This window comes from Galbibacter sp. L-19, from assembly GCF_056857615.1.
This window is the reverse complement of sequence record NZ_JBSXNL010000039.1, coordinates 1-17,579: the sequence shown is the minus strand read 5'-3', so window position 1 is coordinate 17,579 and position 17,579 is coordinate 1. Positions and strand designations below refer to the sequence as shown.

Genomic DNA, 17,579 nt, shown 5'->3' with positions numbered 1-17,579 from the left:
GACTATACTTTTTCTGGAGCATCGCAGAGAGTAACTGCTTTTCCTAAATATGCTGGATTATTTATATTATCAATAATAAAATGAGCAACATCAAGTCTAGAAATATGATTTGTAGGAACTCTTCCTTTCTCTAAAACAATATAATTAGGGGTTTCAAAAGTTTCATCTTTCAGCCCCATAGGTCTAATTATTGTATAAGGTAAAGCACTCCCTCTCACTAATTTTTCCTGATTAGAATGGTCAAAAATATGCCCTTTCAATATTGTTTTTGCAAACGCTTTACTTAGAAAACCTAATTGATCTATACTCTCGTTAACCCCCGCAGAACTCATTATCCACACACGGGCGTTACTATTTCGAGCCTCTAAAGCTGCTATTATATTTTTGGTGCTTTCAGTACGTACCGACGAGCACTTGAGACTATCCGCTCCAACAGCTATAACCACTGCCTCAAAATTATTATTACAAATAAGGTTTTTTATAGCAACCTCATCTAGAGCATCTCCATGAACTACTTTCACTCCTGTTTGAGGTCTATCCAGTTTTTCTGGAGAACGAACAAAAACAGTTACACGATGCCCTTCATTAACTGCCAACTTTACAATATGCCGACCTGTTCTTCCTGTAGCACCAATTACTAGAATTTCCATAGTTTTAAAATTAAAATATCAAGATACGTTAATTTCTATTATTCTTAAATAATTAATATCTCTTATTAAATGTATTGAAAATATTAGAGTTTTCAAGGCTAATTAAATAGAATTTAACGGTTTTAGAATCCTTAAATCACCTCCTCAATTACAGATGTTCCTTTAGAAAAATCATCAGAAGTCCATTCCCAACTTTCATGAAGCTTTATACGTCCATTTTCTAAAACCTCTGGCATTGAGATACATTTACCAGTTTTTATATCTCCATTGATATCAATTTGATGATAACGCATATCTATCACTCCAGCTTCATTTACGAGACCAATTAAATGCCCTTTTAAAATTACTCCTCCACTATATGTAGCTGTTAGAATATTTCCTTCTTGTTTGTAATAAAAAATAGTTTCTTTGGATGTTTGTCCGTTTTCAGAATTTGAAATGGCTTTAAAAACCCTATTATTGTAGTTTATAAGACTCATTATTTTGATAATTTTTCTAAGATAGCATTCTCTATCTCTTCACTATCCCATTTTTCTTTGATGTTTTCCATTTTCATAATTTCATCCATAATTTCCTTCTGAAAATCTCCCACACGAAGCGCTTCAGAATAAGGATGTTCAGAAAAAGTAACCCTACTGTACAAAGGCATCCATTTTTCTGGATGCTTATCAGAAAAATGCTTTTCTATTTTCTTTCTCAACAAGAAGTTTTCATCAGCAGTTTTAGAACTCATTTCTACAAAATTCCTATAACTCAATTCTGCAATTGCATCAGTATTGGGTTTTCGAGAAGCTTCATATTCATTAAAAATAGTATGCCAATCATCCCCATACTTTTCAATAAGCTCATTTAAAACAGTAATATCTTCAAAACCAGCATTCATTCCTTGTCCATAAAACGGTACAATAGCATGAGCTGCATCTCCAATTAAGGCTACTTTATCCCAATAACTCCAAGGCTCACACTTAATAGTTACCAAAGAGCTTGTTGGGTTTTTAAAAAAATCTTTTATTAAATCTGGAATTACATCCACAGCATCTTCAAAATGCTTTATAAAAAAAGCTTCTAACTTTTCTTCGGTATCTAAACCTTCAAAAGAAATTTCTCCCTCAATTGGCATAAATAATGTACACGTAAAACTTCCATCCAAATTAGGGAGCGCTATAAGCATAAACTCGCCTCTGGGCCAGATATGAAGAGAATTATCATTTAATTTATGAGTTCCATCTGGATTTGCAGGAATACTCAACTCTTTATACCCTGTTTTTAAAAAATGCTGACTGTAATTAAACATACTACGCCGTTGCATTTTATGTCGGATTCTAGAAAAAGCACCATCAGCTCCAAAAACTATATCATATGGATGTGCTTCCCACTCCCCTTTTTCTGTTTCTCCGGTATAAATAATAGCGTCGGAAAGAGAAACATCCCACACTTTAGAATTAAAAACAAAATTTACACCAGCCTCTTCAGCTAAATCAATCATTTTTTTATTTAATATCCCTCTAGAAATAGAATAAATAGCTTCACCTTCTTTTCCATAATATTGAAAATATACTGGTTTATTAGGCGTATGAATTGCTCTTTTATCCATTGGAATAGCTATTTCTTTGATGGGAGCATCAATTCCTATGGTTTCTAACGCTTTCCATCCACGCGTAGACATAGCCAAGTTAATAGACCTCCCAGAAAACTCCATCGTTCTAATATCTGGTCGTCTATCAAACACGTCAACCTGATGTCCTTTTTTTTGTAAATAAATAGCTAATAAACTTCCTACGAGTCCGCTTCCGGTAATCGCAATCTTTTTTGGCGTTTGCATGTGGATATAAAATATAAAAAGTCCCGCTTATGCGGGATTCTTCACAAAGTTAACAAATTATACCGTTTTATTAACCTATGTCAATAACAACAAGTGCTATCTGTACTTATATTTGAAATTAGTTACCTCATAATAAGCTTATGAAGTATTAATTAGAAGAAATAAAAGACAATTCGACGTAGAGCCCTTCGGTAAACTCAGGACAGGCTCTGGGGAATTAAACCCTCAATGAGGGATTCAAATTTCAATTATAAAAATAAAAAAATATAAACCTATGAAAACAAATCAGCCTTTATTAGAAAGTTATAATTTAGGAGCTTTTACTTTAAAAAATAAAATTATAATGGCGCCAATGACGCGCTCCAGGGCAGACAACTCTGAAAATGCTCCAACAGATTTAATGGCTACCTATTATGAGCAAAGAGCAAGCGCAGGATTAATAATTTCTGAAGGAACTCAAGTATCTAAAGAAGCTGTTGGTTATATAAATACGCCTGGCATCCACTCAAAAGCACAAGTAGAAGGTTGGAAAAAAGTTACAAAAGCAGTTCATAATAAAGACGGAAAAATATATGCCCAGCTATGGCATGTAGGTAGGATGTCTCATCCTTATTTTCATAATGGAGCGCTTCCTTTAGCGCCAAGCGCTGTAAATCCAAATGATAAAGTGTATACTCCAGAAGGATTTAAAGATACCGTTGCTCCAAAAGAAATGACGCAAGAAGATATTGAAAAAACAATTGCCGATTTCAAACAAGCAGCTATAAATGCTAAAGAAGCAGGTTTTGATGGGGTGGAGATTCATTCGTCAAATGGCTATTTATTCCATCAGTTTTTTAATAACAGTTCTAATAAAAGAACTGATGACTATGGTGGAAACATAGTAAATAAAACAAGATTCTTTTTTGAAGTTTTAGAAGAAATAAAGACGGTTTTCCCAGAAAATAGAATAGGAATACGATTAAATCCATCCTTAAATGGAGTCTTTGGAATGACTGCAGATGAAGAAACCATTCCAACTTTTGACTATATTGTAGAGAAGTTGAATGATTACAATTTGGCTTATTTACATTTATCGGAACCCTTTACCGATGTTTCTGAAATTCCTTTTTTAGTTTCTGAAATTGCTAAACATTACCGTCCATTATACAACGGAACGTTAATGATTAATACTAACTTTAATCAAGAGCGAGGGAATAAAGTGTTAGAAGAAGGAAATGCAGATTTAGTTGCCTATGGAAAACCATTTATATCAAATCCAGATTTACCAGAACGTTTTGCTTTAAACGCTCCAATTGCAGATTGGGATCAAGATACTTTTTACACTCCAGGAGCAAAAGGTTATACAGATTATCCAACTTATAAATAATCAACTACCTCGAGGCAAGTCTACGAGGAATTCAAAATAAACAAATTAAATCCATTTCGATGCAGAGCCCTTCGGTAAACTGTGGACAGGCTCTAGGGAATTAAACCCTCAATGAGGGATTAAAATAAACTGATAATTAATGTTTTAAAAAATAATCCGTATCTTATAGTAGTTTAAAACATTAAATTATGAGTGAAAATAAATTGGAGAGAATGCGAAAAATACTTTCAAAATTGGAAGATATTAAAAACACCCAAGAAAGTAGCATTGATAAAATTAATCATGTAATAACAGATTTATTTCAGCATCCAGATCCAAAACTTGAAAAAGTAATGGAAGATGCACATCAAAGAGCTTCCGACAATGTAGACATGGTTAGAGAAGCTATGAATGAGTACCAAGAACGGGTTAACAAGCTTACACCCGATGAATAAACTACTTCAATGTACTATAAAATGTTATTAGAAGAAAAGAAATAAGACATTTTAAATAGTTTTCGAGGTTTAAATCTCGATTATCGAGTAATTTTATTTGCAACTTATTAAAAAGTAGGAGTTAAAACTTCTACTTTTTTTTTGCTTTTTTTTAACAGCAACAAAAAATCTATACTGTTTTTATGGGCGTATATATGATGAGTTGAAATCAGCTATCTCAGGGCAAGCCTACGAGGTATTCAAAGAAAAAATAATTTAACCCATTTCGACGTTGAGCCCTTCGGTAAACTCTGGACAGGCTTTGGGGAATAAAACCCTCAATAAAGGATTTAAAATACCGCTTTAAGCGTCTATATATATTTCAATGAACCCTTGCCTAAAGCAGGGGTTTTTCTTTTTACAAAATCCTATAAAAAACTTAATAACAGCAAATTACGCGTTAAACAATGTTAATTCGTCTTACAAGAAGCAATCATTTGATTAACTTAAACCTACAAATCAACCTTTGCTAATTTGTAAGAAATTAGTGAAATAAAAAAATAAAAATTATGAGAGATATTATTTGGTTAATCGTTGTTATTTTAATTATTGGATGGTTAGTTGGTTATTTTGGCTTTGGAGAAGCTGTTGGAAGTTTAATCCATATCTTACTGGTATTGGCTATTATAGGTATACTTTACCGACTTGCAACTGGAAGAAGACCATAAAAAATAAAAAAAATACTTTTAAAAGATCCAAACTCAAATTTGCTCCGTATATAAAGTAATCATTACATAGTAGTAGGTATTAGTTTAGGGAAAAAGCCTCTCGTTTTTATATCGAGAGGCTTTTTATTTATAGATATATTCTTACTAATCTTTTTTCCCTTTTTAATATATTTTGCACGGTTATCTCCTATTTTTGTGTTTATGCAAGCATCTATTTACAAACACGTATCAGAATATATAAACTTAACTGCTGAAGAAAAATCATTTTTTTTCAGTTTGTTAACACCGTTGTCTCTCAATAAAAAAGAAAATCTAATTGAGGCAAATGAAGCAGTAGATGCACAATACTTTGTAGTTGAAGGTTGTTTAAAAGCTTATGAACTTGATGAACAAGGTCAAGAACACATTATACAATTTGCTATAGAAGATTGGTGGATAAGCGATTTCAAAGCTTTTTACAGGCAAGAAAAATCTAGTCTTTATATAGAATGTATTGAAGACACCAAGCTTTTAAAAATAACTAAGTCGGATTTAGAAGAACTATTTGTACAAGTGCCAAAGTTTAATCGTTTTTTTAGAATTAAACTCACTAATGCCTTTTTATCAATGCAAGATCGAATCCTTGGAGCTTTAGATAAAAATAGTGCAGAACGGTATCTTGATTTTTTAAAAAGTTACCCAAATATTGAACAAAGAGTTCCAAATTACCTTATTGCAAACTATTTAGGAATTAAACCAGAAAGTTTGAGTAGGTTAAGAAGAAATTTAGCAAAATAACTTTAAATGATTTTAGTGCAGAACATCCAAGAGTTAAATACGCTATAATGGATTAAAAAAAATGCCTATTTTTATATAAAAATTGAAACTCCTATGAAACAAATACTCCTACTCTTCTCTATTTTAGTTCTTGCATTAAGCTGCAAGAAAAAAGAAGTCAATCCAAAAACTTTAAATCCTTTAGAAGAAATAGCTTATGCCAATGGCTTTGAAAAATGGAAGAATGTTGAAGAAATAAAATTTACATTTAATGTAGATAGAGATACCGCCCATTTTGAAAGAAGCTGGGAATGGAAACCGAAAACGGATGAAATAACTCTTATAAAAAACGGGGAAGCTTTAACTTTTAAAAGGAGTCAGATTTTAAGTGATGCTGAACTAGCAGCCGATAAAAATTTTATTAACGATGTTTATTGGTTACTCGCTCCTTTCAAACTAGTTTGGGATGATGGGATTGATTATGAAGAACCTATAATGGAAATAGCTCCTATTAGTAAAGATTCTTTGCAAAAAACTACAATTACTTACACCAATCAAGGAGGATATACTCCCGGAGATGCCTACGATTTTTATGTAGATAAGAATAACGAAGTAAAAGAATGGATATATCGTGAGGATAATAGCACCTCAAAATGTATGATGACTACTTGGGAAGATTATAAAGATTTTAATGGGATAAAAATTGCCACCATGCATCAAAATGAAAATGGTGTTTTTAAACTATATTTTACAAATATTGAAGTAAAAGTTGCTAAAAACTAAACCCGAGTAATAAAATTCAGTTTGCCCCGAATTAATAAATATTAGTATCTAGTACTTAGTATTAAGATTTTTTTTGTTTGCCACGAATTCACTAATGTTTTTCAGTACACAGATAGTACTTAGAGTTAAGAAGCTACAAATACTATCCGTGTATCGGTGTTCAAAACTATAGAAACTGAAAATTGTTGCCACGAATTCACTAATATTTTTCAGCACATAGTACTTAGTATTTAGAGTTAAGAAGCTACAAATACCATCCGTGTATCGGTGTCCAAAACTATAGAAACTGAAAATTGTTGCCACGGATTCACTAATGTTTTTCAGTACACAGATAGTACTTAGAGTTAAGAAGCTACAAATACCATTCCGTGTATCAGTGTCCAAAACTATAGAAACTGAAAATTGTTGCCACGAATTCACTAATATTTTTCAGCACATAGTACTTAGTATTTAGAGTTAAGAAGCTACAAATACCATTCCGTGTATCGGTGTCCAAAACTATAGAAACTGATAATTGTTGCCACGGATTCACTAATATTTTTCAGCACATAGTACTTAGTATTTAGAGTTAAGAAGCTACAAATACCATCCGTGTATCAGTGTCCAAAACTATAGAAACTGAAAATTGTTGCCACGGATTCACTAATGTTTTTCAGTATTTAGAGAAGCAAACACCTTAGCGGGTGCGAGGTATTTTTATTACTTGAAATTAATTGTAATAAATTCATTTAATATTGAATTTAAACACTAATAAAAGTACTTTGTTAACAATATTCTACTTGTAAGAAAAGTCGCTTATTAACGTCTAACCAAACATATAAATATAATTAAAAAGAGATGAAAACTACACTTTATAAAGCCAACACTAGAGGACACGCAAATCATGGTTGGTTAAATGCTTACCATAGCTTTAGTTTTGCTAATTACTTTGATCCTCAACGTATGAATTTTGGAGTTTTACGTGTTTTAAACGATGATACTATTGCACCGGGAATGGGCTTTGGTAAACACCCTCACGATAATATGGAGATTATAACTATCCCGCTTTATGGCGACTTAGAGCATGAAGATAGTATGGGGAATAAAGAAGTAATTCGAGAAGGAGACGTACAATCTATGTCGGCTGGAACTGGAGTTGTGCATAGTGAGTATAATAAAAATCGTGATAAAGAAGTAAAGCTTCTACAAATTTGGTTAATGCCTAAAAAAAGAAATGTAACGCCTTTTTACGATCAAATAAGTTTAAAACTAGAAGATAGAAAAAATAAATTTCAGCAAATAGTTTCTCCTAATAGTGATGATGCTGGGGTAACTATAAACCAAGATGCTTGGTTTAATATAACAGAAATGGATGCTGAAAAAGAATTGGAGTACAAATTACACAATCCTAAAAACGGGGTTTATGCTTTTATTCTAGAAGGGGATGTTTCTATAAATGAAGAAAAATTAAACCGACGAGATGCTTTAGGAATCCAAGAAGTAGAATTATTAACTATTGTTGCTAATACAGATGCAAAATTGCTTTTAATGGAGATTCCAATGTCTTAAGCTATTGTCAAAAAAAAGTACTTCAAAATAGAAGAGGTCTAAAAAGCAATTCTTAGTTGTAAAACTAAGCTTGAAGCTGTTGAACTGAGCTTGTCGAAGTTTAAACAACTAACACTCAAAAAAAATCCTTCGACAAGCTGGATGACATTTAGAGTTTAGATGCTTTTTAGACCTCTTTTTATATAGATAAATTTATTTTTAATTCTCTAAAATCCCTTGTTTTAATATTTGTCCGAAACGATACATTTCTTCAAACGAATTATAAAAAGGAGTTGGTGCTAATCTAATTACATTTGGTTCTCTCCAATCGGTTATCACTCCATTTTTCATTAAATAATCAAAGAGCGCCTTCCCTTGTCCATGTAAAAATACCGATAATTGACACCCGCGATCTTTAGGAGTTATAATTTCAAAAATGGTAGTTTCTCCAAGTTCAACATCAATTTCATGCAAAACAAATTCTAAATATGCAGTTAGCAACTTACTTTTCTCTATAAGCAAATCCATATTTACCTCATCAAATAAAGAAAGTGATGCCAAATAAGGCGCCATACTTAATACTGGTGCATTACTAATTTGCCATGCTTCTGCGTTTGGCATAGGCTCAAACTCTGGCTCCATTAAAAAACGTGTTTCCTTTTTTGTTCCCCACCAACCTTCAAAACGAGGAATGTCTTTTCTATCTAAATATTTTTCATTCACAAAAATTCCAGATGCATTCCCTGGCCCACTATTCATGTATTTATAACTGCACCAAGCAGCAAAATCCACTCCCCAATTATGTAATTGTAACTTTATATTTCCTGCTGCATGTGCCAAATCCCAACCTACAAATGCACCTTGCTTTTGTCCTGCTTCGGTAATAGTTTTAATGTCAAAAACTTGCCCGTTGTAATAATTAACCCCACCAATTAACACTAACGCAAGTTCATCTCCTACTTCTTCTATTGTTTTTAAAATATCTTCAAGATGCCAATGGTTTTCTCCGTCTCTCTTTTTTACTTCTACAATAGCCTCTTCTGGATTAAAACCATGAAAACGCACTTGACTAGCCAACATATATTGATCTGATGGAAAAGCTTTTTCTTCACATATTATTTTAAATCTCTTTGCTGAAGGTCTGTAAAAAGAAACCATTAATAAATGAAGATTTACCGTTAGGGTATTCATTACGGTTACTTCTTCTGGTTTTGCACCTACTACTTTTGCTAGAGGAGCAGCCAAACGTTCATGATAATCCCACCAAGGTTTTTCTGCTTTAAAATGACCTTCTACAGCGAGTCCGCCCCAATCGTTCATAATTTCGTTTACGTATTTCTGACTTCTTTTTGGCTGAAGTCCTAAAGAGTTTCCTGTAAAATAAATTACTTCTTTTTCGTTAATTACTGGAAAAATAAATTCGTCTTTATAAGAAGCCAATTTATCTTGTGCATCCAATTTTTTTGCAAACTCCGCTGTATTTTCAAATTGCATAATCTTGAGGTTTTCGCAAAAATAACGACTTAATTTGGAAGGACGAAGTTTAAAAGAACACAACTAGGTTTTGTATTAATTCTACCCTAAATAATGTTGTTCATTTTTTTATCAATCAACTACCTCGGGGCAAGCCCACAAGGTATTCAAAGGAAACAAATTTAATTCATTTCAATGCAGAGCCCTTCGGTAAACTCAGCGCAGGCTCTGGGGAATTAGACCCTCTATGAGGGATTAATGTCCGAGTAAAAATACAAGACCGTTTCTCTTTAAGAAAAAACATTACTAAAATCCTTTTTTATTCATTCCTATTAATAGCAAGGAGACTATTTTGAAAACCCAATTTGAACCTTGATATAAATGGAGCCCAATAAATTCCGTAAACTTTTATAGCACAACAATAATTTTTTATTGATAAAAAAAATAGACAACATCAATAAATAGGACACAATTGGTTTAGTATCTTTACAAAAGTAACCCAAGCGAAACTTCCTAGCCCTGATTGAGCCAACTACCGTGTAGTGGCGAAAGCAGGAAACAACAATAATAAATAAGGCATTAAAAAGTGCTCCAAAAAACTATTTTTATAATGAAAAACAACTCCATTCTAAATATTCTATTAATTAGTTTATTACTATTTACCAAAGGAAATGCTCAAGAAAAATACAGCGAAGCACTATTAATAGGTAAAGGAAGTCCAGTATTATTTGGAGATGGAATTGGCTTACAGAAAGAGGCCTACGATGCTTTTTTAAGAATGAAAACTGCTGCTCAAAAAGACGGAATTAACCTAAGAGTTGTGTCGGGATACCGAAATTTTGCGCGTCAAAAAGCAATCTATGAACGCAAGTATAAAAGTAATATTAACAGCGGATTAACTCCTGAGAATGCGATTAGTAAAATTATTGAATATTCTACAATTCCTGGAACTTCGAGACATCATTGGGGAACGGATATTGATATTATAGACGGTAATAAAAGAGTAAATGGAGATGTTTTGGATCCTGATAAATTCCATGGCATTGGTCCTTTTTGTAAGTTGAAAGAATGGCTCGATAAAAATGCAAATACCTACGGATTTTATATAGTTTATACAGACAATCCAAATAGAAAAGGTTTTAAATATGAGCCTTGGCATTATAGTTACAAAGCAATTTCTAAACCGATGCTTGAGGCGTATCAAAATTTAGATATTATTGCCATTTTAAAATCGGATAACTTATTGGGCAGTGAGTATTTATCGGAAAATTTCATGAATAACTACCTAAAGAACAACGTGATGGACATTAATCCTGCGTTAAAATAATATCCTAATAATACGCTTAAAAACTTATTTAGAAGTGACTTTTTTTCGTAATTTTAATCGCTATCTTCTATACTTATCATTAAAATCATGCGTGGAAAAAGTAGAATTAAACTTTTTATAGGGCTTGCAATTGCATTATTTGCAATAATAAAGTATTGTGCTTCTTCGGATAAAAACCCATATACGGGGAAAGATCAACATATCTCTCTTACTCCAGAAGAGGAAATTGCTATTGGTTTGCAAAGTGCCCCACAAATGGCACAACAACATGGTGGGCTGTATCCAGACAACAAATACCAAGCAATGGTAGATGCTGTTGGGGAAAAATTAGTAACTAATAGTGTTGCTTCCGAAAGTCCGTATCAATTTGATTTTCATTTATTAGCCGATCCAAATACTATTAATGCCTTTGCGCTTCCAGGCGGACAGGTATTTATTACCTATGCTTTGTTTTCTCAATTGGAAAATGAGGATCAGCTTGCAGGAGTTTTAGGACATGAAATTGGACATGTTGTAGGACGACATTCTGCGGATAGAATTTCTAAACAAGGGCTTACACAAGGAATCTTAAGCGGTGTTGCTGTAGGAAGTGAGAGTCAGTCGGCCACACAAATGGCGGCTGTTATTGCCAATGTAGTAAACATGAAATACGGACGTGATGATGAATTGGAGAGCGACAACTTAGGCGTGAAATTTATGATTCAAGCAGGTTATAAACCTGAAGAAATGATTGGAGTTATGGAGATTCTAAAAAGCGCAGCCGGACCAAATAATGTTCCTGAATTTCAAAGCACACATCCAGACCCAGAAAATAGAATTCAGAAAATACAAGAAGCTATAGACATGTATAAAACGCTATAAACTTGCGTTTTAACTAAAAATACGGTTTCTTATCGTTTCTTCACTTTAACACTTTTTTTCTTGTTAAAATTATTTCTAGATTTAGGGTATGAACTCGTAAAAAAGAGTTCTATAAATCAGCTTTAGTCCCTACACTCTAACTTTGCAATAATCTATTTAAAGCTAAAATTATTTATTAATTAGTTTTAAATATTTTGTATGACAACACTTTTACTCCTTAAAGAACTTTATGTTAGTTCTTTTTCAGAATTAAAGAATGGATACGTTGCTACATTTTTAAAAGTTTTCTCATGGTTTTGCTTTGCGATACTTTTAGTAGTTATTTACGCATTCTTTTACCGATTGTTTACTGGATTTCCGATATAATTTGTTGGAAAAAACTTAGGATGTTAATTTAGATTAGCATGGAAAGTATTAAAAAAAACCCCGCCATTGGCGGGATTTTTTGATCGCTAAATCAAATTAAATTTCTTAAATCAAATCAAGTTTAGATGTTAAGAATTCAATGCTTTTTCAAGTACAGCTTTAGCATCCTGAGCATTAGAAAGCTCAGCATAATCCATTGCTGTTAACCCTTTTTCAGAACATTTTGCCTTTAAATTTGCCTCTCTAGTAATAAGCAACTGTAAAATATCCACTCTATTAAATTTAGCGGCATACATTGCAGGTGTTAATCCATTAGATTTGGCGTTAACATCTGCCCCTAAATCGATAAGTTTTTTTACAGTGTCAAAATCTCCTTTTACAATAGACATACAAAATGGAGAAACTTTAGGCGATTTTGTAATTACAGAAACCTGATGAGTTGTTTCTAGATCTTTTTCGTTTTTTGATGTGTTTGCAAATGTTACTCCTACTGCTAAGAGTAAAGCTGATAAAAATGCTAGCTTTTTCATAATTATAAAATTTACTGGTTATATAAAAGAGACGTGTGTAAAATAAGAATGTTTCACTCCAATCCCTGCTTTAACTTTTGTTTAACTTATTTATGTACAAAGTGTTACATAAATGTTGTTTTAAAGTTATTTTCTGACGGTTTAATTTCTTTTAAAAGAAAGCAATAGATGTTTTTTCAAGAAAAACTTTATAGTAGTATCTTTGAATGAAAACAATAATTAGACATGAATAAGAAAGTTATACTAATGATTTTGGATGGTTGGGGAAAATCTCCTGATCCAAAAATTTCAGCAATCGAAAATGCAAACACCCCTTTTATAGATTCTTTATATAAAAAATATCCAAATGCAAACCTTCTAACCGACGGGATGAATGTTGGTCTTCCAGAAGGACAAATGGGAAATAGTGAAGTTGGCCACATGAATTTAGGGGCTGGTAGAATTGTATATCAAGATTTAGCCAAAATCAATATGGCTATTGAAAAAAATACATTGGCTCAAGAAGAAGAGTTACAAAAGGCGTTTAAATATGCTAAAGAAAATAATAAAAAAGTTCATTTCTTAGGACTTTTAAGTGATGGTGGTGTACACTCGCACATAAAACATTTAGAAGGGCTTTTGGATGCTACCAATGCTTACGGATTAAAAGATGTTTTTGTACATGCTTTTACAGACGGACGTGATGTTGACCCACAAAGCGGAAAAGGGTTTATTGAAGAAATCCAAAAGCACTGCGCTAAAACTAACGCTAGGTTAGCATCTGTTATTGGTCGTTATTACGCTATGGACAGAGATAAACGTTGGGAACGTGTTAAACTAGCTTACGATTTAATTGTAAATGGTGAAGGCGCTCCTTACAAAAATGCGCTTGAAGCCATGCAAGAAAGTTACGACAATGGAGTAACAGATGAGTTTATTAAACCAATATCTCTCCAAGATGCAAATAATAAAGCCATTGCAAAAGTAGAAGAAGGAGATGTGGTAATATTCTTTAATTTCCGAACAGATAGAGGTCGCCAATTATCTCAAGCATTAACGCAGCAAGATTTTCATGAGCAGAATATGCACAAGTTAGACGTGTATTTTGTTACGATGACAAATTATGATGAAACATTTAAAAATGTACATGTAGTTTACAATAAAGATAATATTATAGACACCCTTGGAGAAACTATTTCTAAAGCAGGTAAAAACCAAATTAGAATTGCCGAAACTGAAAAATATCCACACGTAACATTCTTTTTCAATGGAGGTAGGGAAGAACCTTTTACTAACGAAAAAAGACTACTTTGCCCTTCTCCAAAAGTTGCTACTTACGATTTAAAACCAGAAATGAGCGCATATGAAATTCGAGATAGCATTGTTCCTGAACTTAAAAAAGGAGAAGTAGATTTTGTATGCTTAAACTTTGCAAATCCAGATATGGTTGGACATACTGGTATTATGAAAGCAGCAATAAAAGCATGTGAAACTGTAGATGAATGTGCTAAAGATGTTGTTACTACAGCTACAGAAAATGGCTACACAACTATTGTAATTGCCGATCATGGAAATTGCGATACTATGGTCAATCCAGATGGGAGTCCAAATACAGCGCACACAACAAATCCAGTACCACTAATTTTGGTAGATGAAGAACTAAAAGAAATTAATGATGGTGTTTTAGGAGATATTGCTCCTACAATTTTAAAGCTAATGGGAATTGAACAACCAGAAGCAATGACAAGACACTCTTTGGTTTAAAACAACAACACAAACAGTCTTTTCAAACTTAAAAGCTATACTTCGAAAAGACTGTTTTTTTTATAGTAATCCTCCTTTTCTTTAAAAAAGAATAAACACAAAAAACATATGAGAAAAATTATTTTATTGCTATCCGTAATTGTTTTCACTTTTTCCTGTGGTACAAAAGCAAAAAAATCTAAAGAAAATCCTACAGAAACAACTACAAAAAAATCTGAAGTTGAGAAAGCCAAAGACGATATTCTTGTAGGATACCACACAAGAGAAGACCTTGAAAAAGAGCCTCACAACGAATGGTTTGTAAACACTTATAATGAATATAAAGCAGCTCCAGAAATTATAAATTCCCTTAAACCACTAGTAAAAAATCTAGAGATTAAAATTTTTATGGGAACATGGTGTAGCGATAGTCAAAGAGAGGTTCCTCACTTTTTTAAAATAATGGATGAAGCGGACTATGCGTATAAAAACCTCACCTTAATAACCATGACTCGAGAGAAAACCACTCCTGAAAATTTAGAAGAAGGCTTAAACATTACAAATGTGCCTACTTTTATCTTTTATAAAGATGGAAAAGAAATAAATAGAATTGTAGAATATACTATCGAAACATTAGAAAAAGATATGTTAAATATTCTAGAAGGAAAAGAATACAAAAATCCTTATGCTGAATAATTTAATTTGATTAGTTAAATGTTTTCTTATTTGGAAATAAACTTCATTATATTTGTGTTGACAAAAAGTCAATCAACCGTCTTGGGCTAAGCTCATGAAGGATTAAAAAAGCAAGGAATATGTTTTTATTTATTAGCGGAGCAGAGATTGTATTCATCCTATTCTTAGTAGTGATGATTTTTGGTGCCGATAAGCTTCCCGAAATTGCCAGAGGACTAGGAAAAGGTATGCGTCAGCTTAAAGATGCTACAAATGAAGTAAAGTCTGAGATCCAAAAAAGTGCAGACAAAAATGGAGTCGATACTAGTTTTACTAAAGATATTCAAAAGGAAATCGGTCAAGTAAGAGACGAAATAGAAGATTTTTCAGGTTCTGTAAAACGTAAACTTTAATGTTTGAAAAACTCCTGGAGTACGACCGGGATTTGTTAATTTTTTTAAACAATCTTGGAGTAGAAAACTACGATACTTTTTGGAGAACTGTTACCCAGCCCGTAACTTGGCTACCACTTTACCTTCTAATTTTAGTTTTGATTATAATTGCCTACAAAAGAAGACAGTTATTCAAAACATTATTATTGAGCATCGGACTCATTTTAACTACAAGTACACTTACTCATTTAGTAAAAATAATTATAGCCAGAACAAGGCCTAGTGGAAATGATGAGTTTACAGAACTCATTAGAATTCTTATTGAACCAGGGTCGTATAGTTTCTTTTCGGGTCATGCTGCAAATTCTTTTGCCGCTTGCACATTTTTTGTACTTATCTTAAAACATAGATTCAAATGGATTTATGCATTTTATATCTGGCCAATTCTATTTTCTTTCAGCAGAATCTATGTTGGAGTTCATTACCCTTCAGATATTTTAATTGGTGCTTTAGTAGGGGTTTTAATTGCGCTTGCTTTTAATAAAATCCACAAGCGTTGGGTGTTACAACTTTAGAGTAAAGCCAAAAGGTTTTCTAAAAATAACTATACGTTCTCAAAATATAGGAGCTCTCTGGACTAAACTCTCTATGAGAGATTAAATAACCCTGCTTACTGTTAAACCATCTCGAATAGGAAGTAATACAGTTTCTATGCGTGGATCTTCTTTAAGTTTTTTATTGTATTCCAATAAAGCTTCGGTACTTTTATCTCCCTTCTTTAATTTTTCCACAACCTTCCCACTCCATAAAACATTATCGGATAAAATAACTCCTCCTGAATTCATTTTATCAATAATCAAATCAAAATAGTTTACATAATTTGGTTTGTCTGCATCAATAAAAACAAGATCAAACTTTGCGTCTATCTCAGGAATTATCTCCAATGCATCTCCAGTATATTGCTTTATTTGGTCTTTAAAACCGCTTTTTTCAAAATATTTTTGCTGAAAAACATAGAGTTCCTCATTAATGTCTATTGTATGTAGCATCCCATCTTTAGCCAATCCTTCAGCAAGACAAATTGCAGAATAGCCTGTAAAGGTTCCTATCTCTAGAATTGTATTAGGATTTATTATTTTTGATAAAACACTTAAAATACGCCCTTGGAAATGACCACTTAGCATTCTTGGTTGAAGCGTTTTTAAATTTGTTTCCCTATCCAGCTCTTTTAAAATTGCTGGTTCGTCTTCAGAATGATTAGTTACATAATCTTCAATAGCGTCCGATAAAAAATGCATACTTTCTTTTTTTCAAAATTAGCGGTTTTTTAATTCAGTTTCAACTCATAGAACTAAAAACAATAGCGTATTGAAAATATTTCAGCCACGAATTCACTAATATTTTTTCATTGTATACGCCCTACTGAATATCTCTTCAAGGAATGAAATGCATAAATCTGTGATATTTGTGGCTGAAATTTATAACGTATAAAAAATTGCCACGGATTTACTAATATTTTTTTTCATTGTATACGCCCTACTGAATATCTCTTCAAGGAATGAAATGGCATAAACCTGTGATATTAGTAGCTAAAATTTATAACGTTTAAAAAATTGCCACGGATTCACTAATATTTTTTCATTGTATACGCCCTACTGAATATCTCTTCAAGGAATAGAATGGCATAAACCTGTGATATTAGTGGCTGAAATTTATAACGTTTAAAAAAATTGCCACGAATTCACTAATATTTTTTCATTGTATACGCCCTACTGAATATCTCTTCAAGGAATGAAATGGCATAAATCTGTGATATTTGTGGCTAAAATTTATAACGTATAAAAAATTGCCACGAATTCACTAATATTTTTTAATTGTATCGCCCTACTGAATATCTCTTCAAGGAATGAAATGGCATAAATCCGTGATATTAGTGGCTGAAATTTATAACGTTTAAAAAATTGCCACGGATTCACTAATATTTTTTCATTGTATACGCCCTACTGAATATCTCTTCAAGGAATAGAATGGCATAAACCTGTGATATTAGTGGCTGAAATTTATAACGTATAAAAAATTGCCACGAATTCACTAATATTTTTTCATTGTATCGCCCTACTGAATATCTCTTCAAGGAATGAAATGGCATAAATCTGTGATATTTGTGGCTGAAATTTATAACGTA

Annotated in this window: 19 protein-coding genes; 13 read left to right on the top strand and 6 right to left on the bottom strand. The window is 32.4% G+C overall.

The genetic code is table 11. The annotated features are described in order from the left end of the window. Positions 1-2: 2 nt before the first annotated feature. The 3 genes from AC13CQ_RS04320 to AC13CQ_RS04310 all read right to left on the bottom strand — a co-directional run bounded on the left by AC13CQ_RS04320 (position 3) and on the right by AC13CQ_RS04310 (position 2,472). Entirely contained in the window at positions 3-650 is a 648-nt protein-coding gene (locus AC13CQ_RS04320) for an NAD(P)-dependent oxidoreductase (RefSeq protein WP_335588229.1), read from the bottom strand. Between the two features lie 131 nt (positions 651-781). Continuing rightward, positions 782-1,129, bottom strand: coding sequence for an avidin-fold protein (locus AC13CQ_RS04315; protein ID WP_474506769.1), 348 nt, complete (start codon positions 1,127-1,129; stop codon positions 782-784). Beyond that, positions 1,129-2,472, bottom strand: coding sequence for an FAD-dependent oxidoreductase (locus AC13CQ_RS04310; RefSeq protein WP_008612222.1), 1,344 nt, complete (start codon positions 2,470-2,472; stop codon positions 1,129-1,131). The genes AC13CQ_RS04315 and AC13CQ_RS04310 overlap by 1 nt, the downstream gene beginning before the upstream one ends. A 274-nt stretch (positions 2,473-2,746) precedes the next feature. On the opposite strand from AC13CQ_RS04310, the gene AC13CQ_RS04305 reads away from it, so the two are divergent. From AC13CQ_RS04305 to AC13CQ_RS04280, 6 genes are all read left to right on the top strand, one after another. After that, entirely contained in the window at positions 2,747-3,841 is a 1,095-nt protein-coding gene (locus tag AC13CQ_RS04305) for an alkene reductase (protein WP_008612221.1), read from the top strand. A 188-nt stretch (positions 3,842-4,029) separates the two neighbouring features. Further along, the gene (locus tag AC13CQ_RS04300) at positions 4,030-4,275 is read left to right on the top strand and encodes a hypothetical protein (protein WP_008612220.1); all 246 of its coding nucleotides are present in this window, start codon (positions 4,030-4,032) and stop codon (positions 4,273-4,275) included. A gap of 548 nt (positions 4,276-4,823) precedes the next feature. After that, on the top strand, positions 4,824-4,982 hold the full coding sequence (locus AC13CQ_RS04295; protein ID WP_008612219.1) for a lmo0937 family membrane protein: 159 nt from the start codon (positions 4,824-4,826) through the stop codon (positions 4,980-4,982). A 201-nt stretch (positions 4,983-5,183) separates the two neighbouring features. Further along, positions 5,184-5,759, top strand: coding sequence for a Crp/Fnr family transcriptional regulator (locus AC13CQ_RS04290; protein WP_008612218.1), 576 nt, complete (start codon positions 5,184-5,186; stop codon positions 5,757-5,759). 93 nt (positions 5,760-5,852) lie between these two features. Next, on the top strand, positions 5,853-6,521 hold the full coding sequence (locus AC13CQ_RS04285) for a hypothetical protein (protein ID WP_474506767.1): 669 nt from the start codon (positions 5,853-5,855) through the stop codon (positions 6,519-6,521). A gap of 837 nt (positions 6,522-7,358) precedes the next feature. Beyond that, the gene (locus tag AC13CQ_RS04280; protein ID WP_008612216.1) at positions 7,359-8,069 is read left to right on the top strand and encodes a pirin family protein; all 711 of its coding nucleotides are present in this window, start codon (positions 7,359-7,361) and stop codon (positions 8,067-8,069) included. 198 nt (positions 8,070-8,267) lie between these two features. Here the strand turns inward: AC13CQ_RS04280 and kynU are convergent, their stop codons facing one another. Then, complete coding sequence (gene kynU, locus AC13CQ_RS04275; protein ID WP_337901596.1) at positions 8,268-9,542, bottom strand: kynureninase; 1,275 nt, start codon at positions 9,540-9,542, stop codon at positions 8,268-8,270. A 589-nt stretch (positions 9,543-10,131) separates the two neighbouring features. On the opposite strand from kynU, the gene AC13CQ_RS04270 reads away from it, so the two are divergent. The 3 genes from AC13CQ_RS04270 (at position 10,132) to AC13CQ_RS04260 (ending at position 12,075) form a co-directional block, all read left to right on the top strand. Next, the gene (locus tag AC13CQ_RS04270) at positions 10,132-10,848 is read left to right on the top strand and encodes a M15 family metallopeptidase (RefSeq protein ID WP_474507503.1); all 717 of its coding nucleotides are present in this window, start codon (positions 10,132-10,134) and stop codon (positions 10,846-10,848) included. A gap of 87 nt (positions 10,849-10,935) precedes the next feature. Next, positions 10,936-11,709: a M48 family metalloprotease gene (locus tag AC13CQ_RS04265; RefSeq protein WP_008612213.1), complete on the top strand. Its 774-nt coding sequence runs from the start codon at positions 10,936-10,938 to the stop codon at positions 11,707-11,709. A gap of 198 nt (positions 11,710-11,907) precedes the next feature. Further along, the gene (locus tag AC13CQ_RS04260; RefSeq protein ID WP_008612212.1) at positions 11,908-12,075 is read left to right on the top strand and encodes a DUF6747 family protein; all 168 of its coding nucleotides are present in this window, start codon (positions 11,908-11,910) and stop codon (positions 12,073-12,075) included. 128 nt (positions 12,076-12,203) lie between these two features. Here the strand turns inward: AC13CQ_RS04260 and AC13CQ_RS04255 are convergent, their stop codons facing one another. Continuing rightward, positions 12,204-12,605 carry an ankyrin repeat domain-containing protein gene (locus AC13CQ_RS04255; RefSeq protein ID WP_008612211.1) on the bottom strand — a complete coding sequence of 134 codons (402 nt, stop codon included), beginning with the start codon at positions 12,603-12,605 and terminating at the stop codon, positions 12,204-12,206. 225 nt (positions 12,606-12,830) lie between these two features. Between AC13CQ_RS04255 and gpmI the strand changes: the two genes are divergently transcribed. The 4 genes from gpmI (at position 12,831) to AC13CQ_RS04235 (ending at position 15,969) form a co-directional block, all read left to right on the top strand. Continuing rightward, positions 12,831-14,348, top strand: coding sequence for a 2,3-bisphosphoglycerate-independent phosphoglycerate mutase (gpmI, locus tag AC13CQ_RS04250; protein ID WP_456865295.1), 1,518 nt, complete (start codon positions 12,831-12,833; stop codon positions 14,346-14,348). Positions 14,349-14,456: 108 nt separating this feature from the next. Next, on the top strand, positions 14,457-15,023 hold the full coding sequence (locus AC13CQ_RS04245) for a thioredoxin family protein (protein ID WP_456865292.1): 567 nt from the start codon (positions 14,457-14,459) through the stop codon (positions 15,021-15,023). A gap of 119 nt (positions 15,024-15,142) precedes the next feature. Beyond that, on the top strand, positions 15,143-15,415 hold the full coding sequence (locus AC13CQ_RS04240) for a Sec-independent protein translocase subunit TatA/TatB (protein ID WP_008612208.1): 273 nt from the start codon (positions 15,143-15,145) through the stop codon (positions 15,413-15,415). After that, on the top strand, positions 15,415-15,969 hold the full coding sequence (locus AC13CQ_RS04235) for a phosphatase PAP2 family protein (RefSeq protein ID WP_456865288.1): 555 nt from the start codon (positions 15,415-15,417) through the stop codon (positions 15,967-15,969). Before AC13CQ_RS04240 ends, AC13CQ_RS04235 begins: the two co-directional genes overlap by 1 nt. A gap of 81 nt (positions 15,970-16,050) precedes the next feature. On the opposite strand, the gene AC13CQ_RS04230 is transcribed toward AC13CQ_RS04235, so the two are convergent. Then, entirely contained in the window at positions 16,051-16,692 is a 642-nt protein-coding gene (locus AC13CQ_RS04230) for an O-methyltransferase (RefSeq protein WP_456865285.1), read from the bottom strand. Positions 16,693-17,579 lie beyond the last annotated feature (887 nt).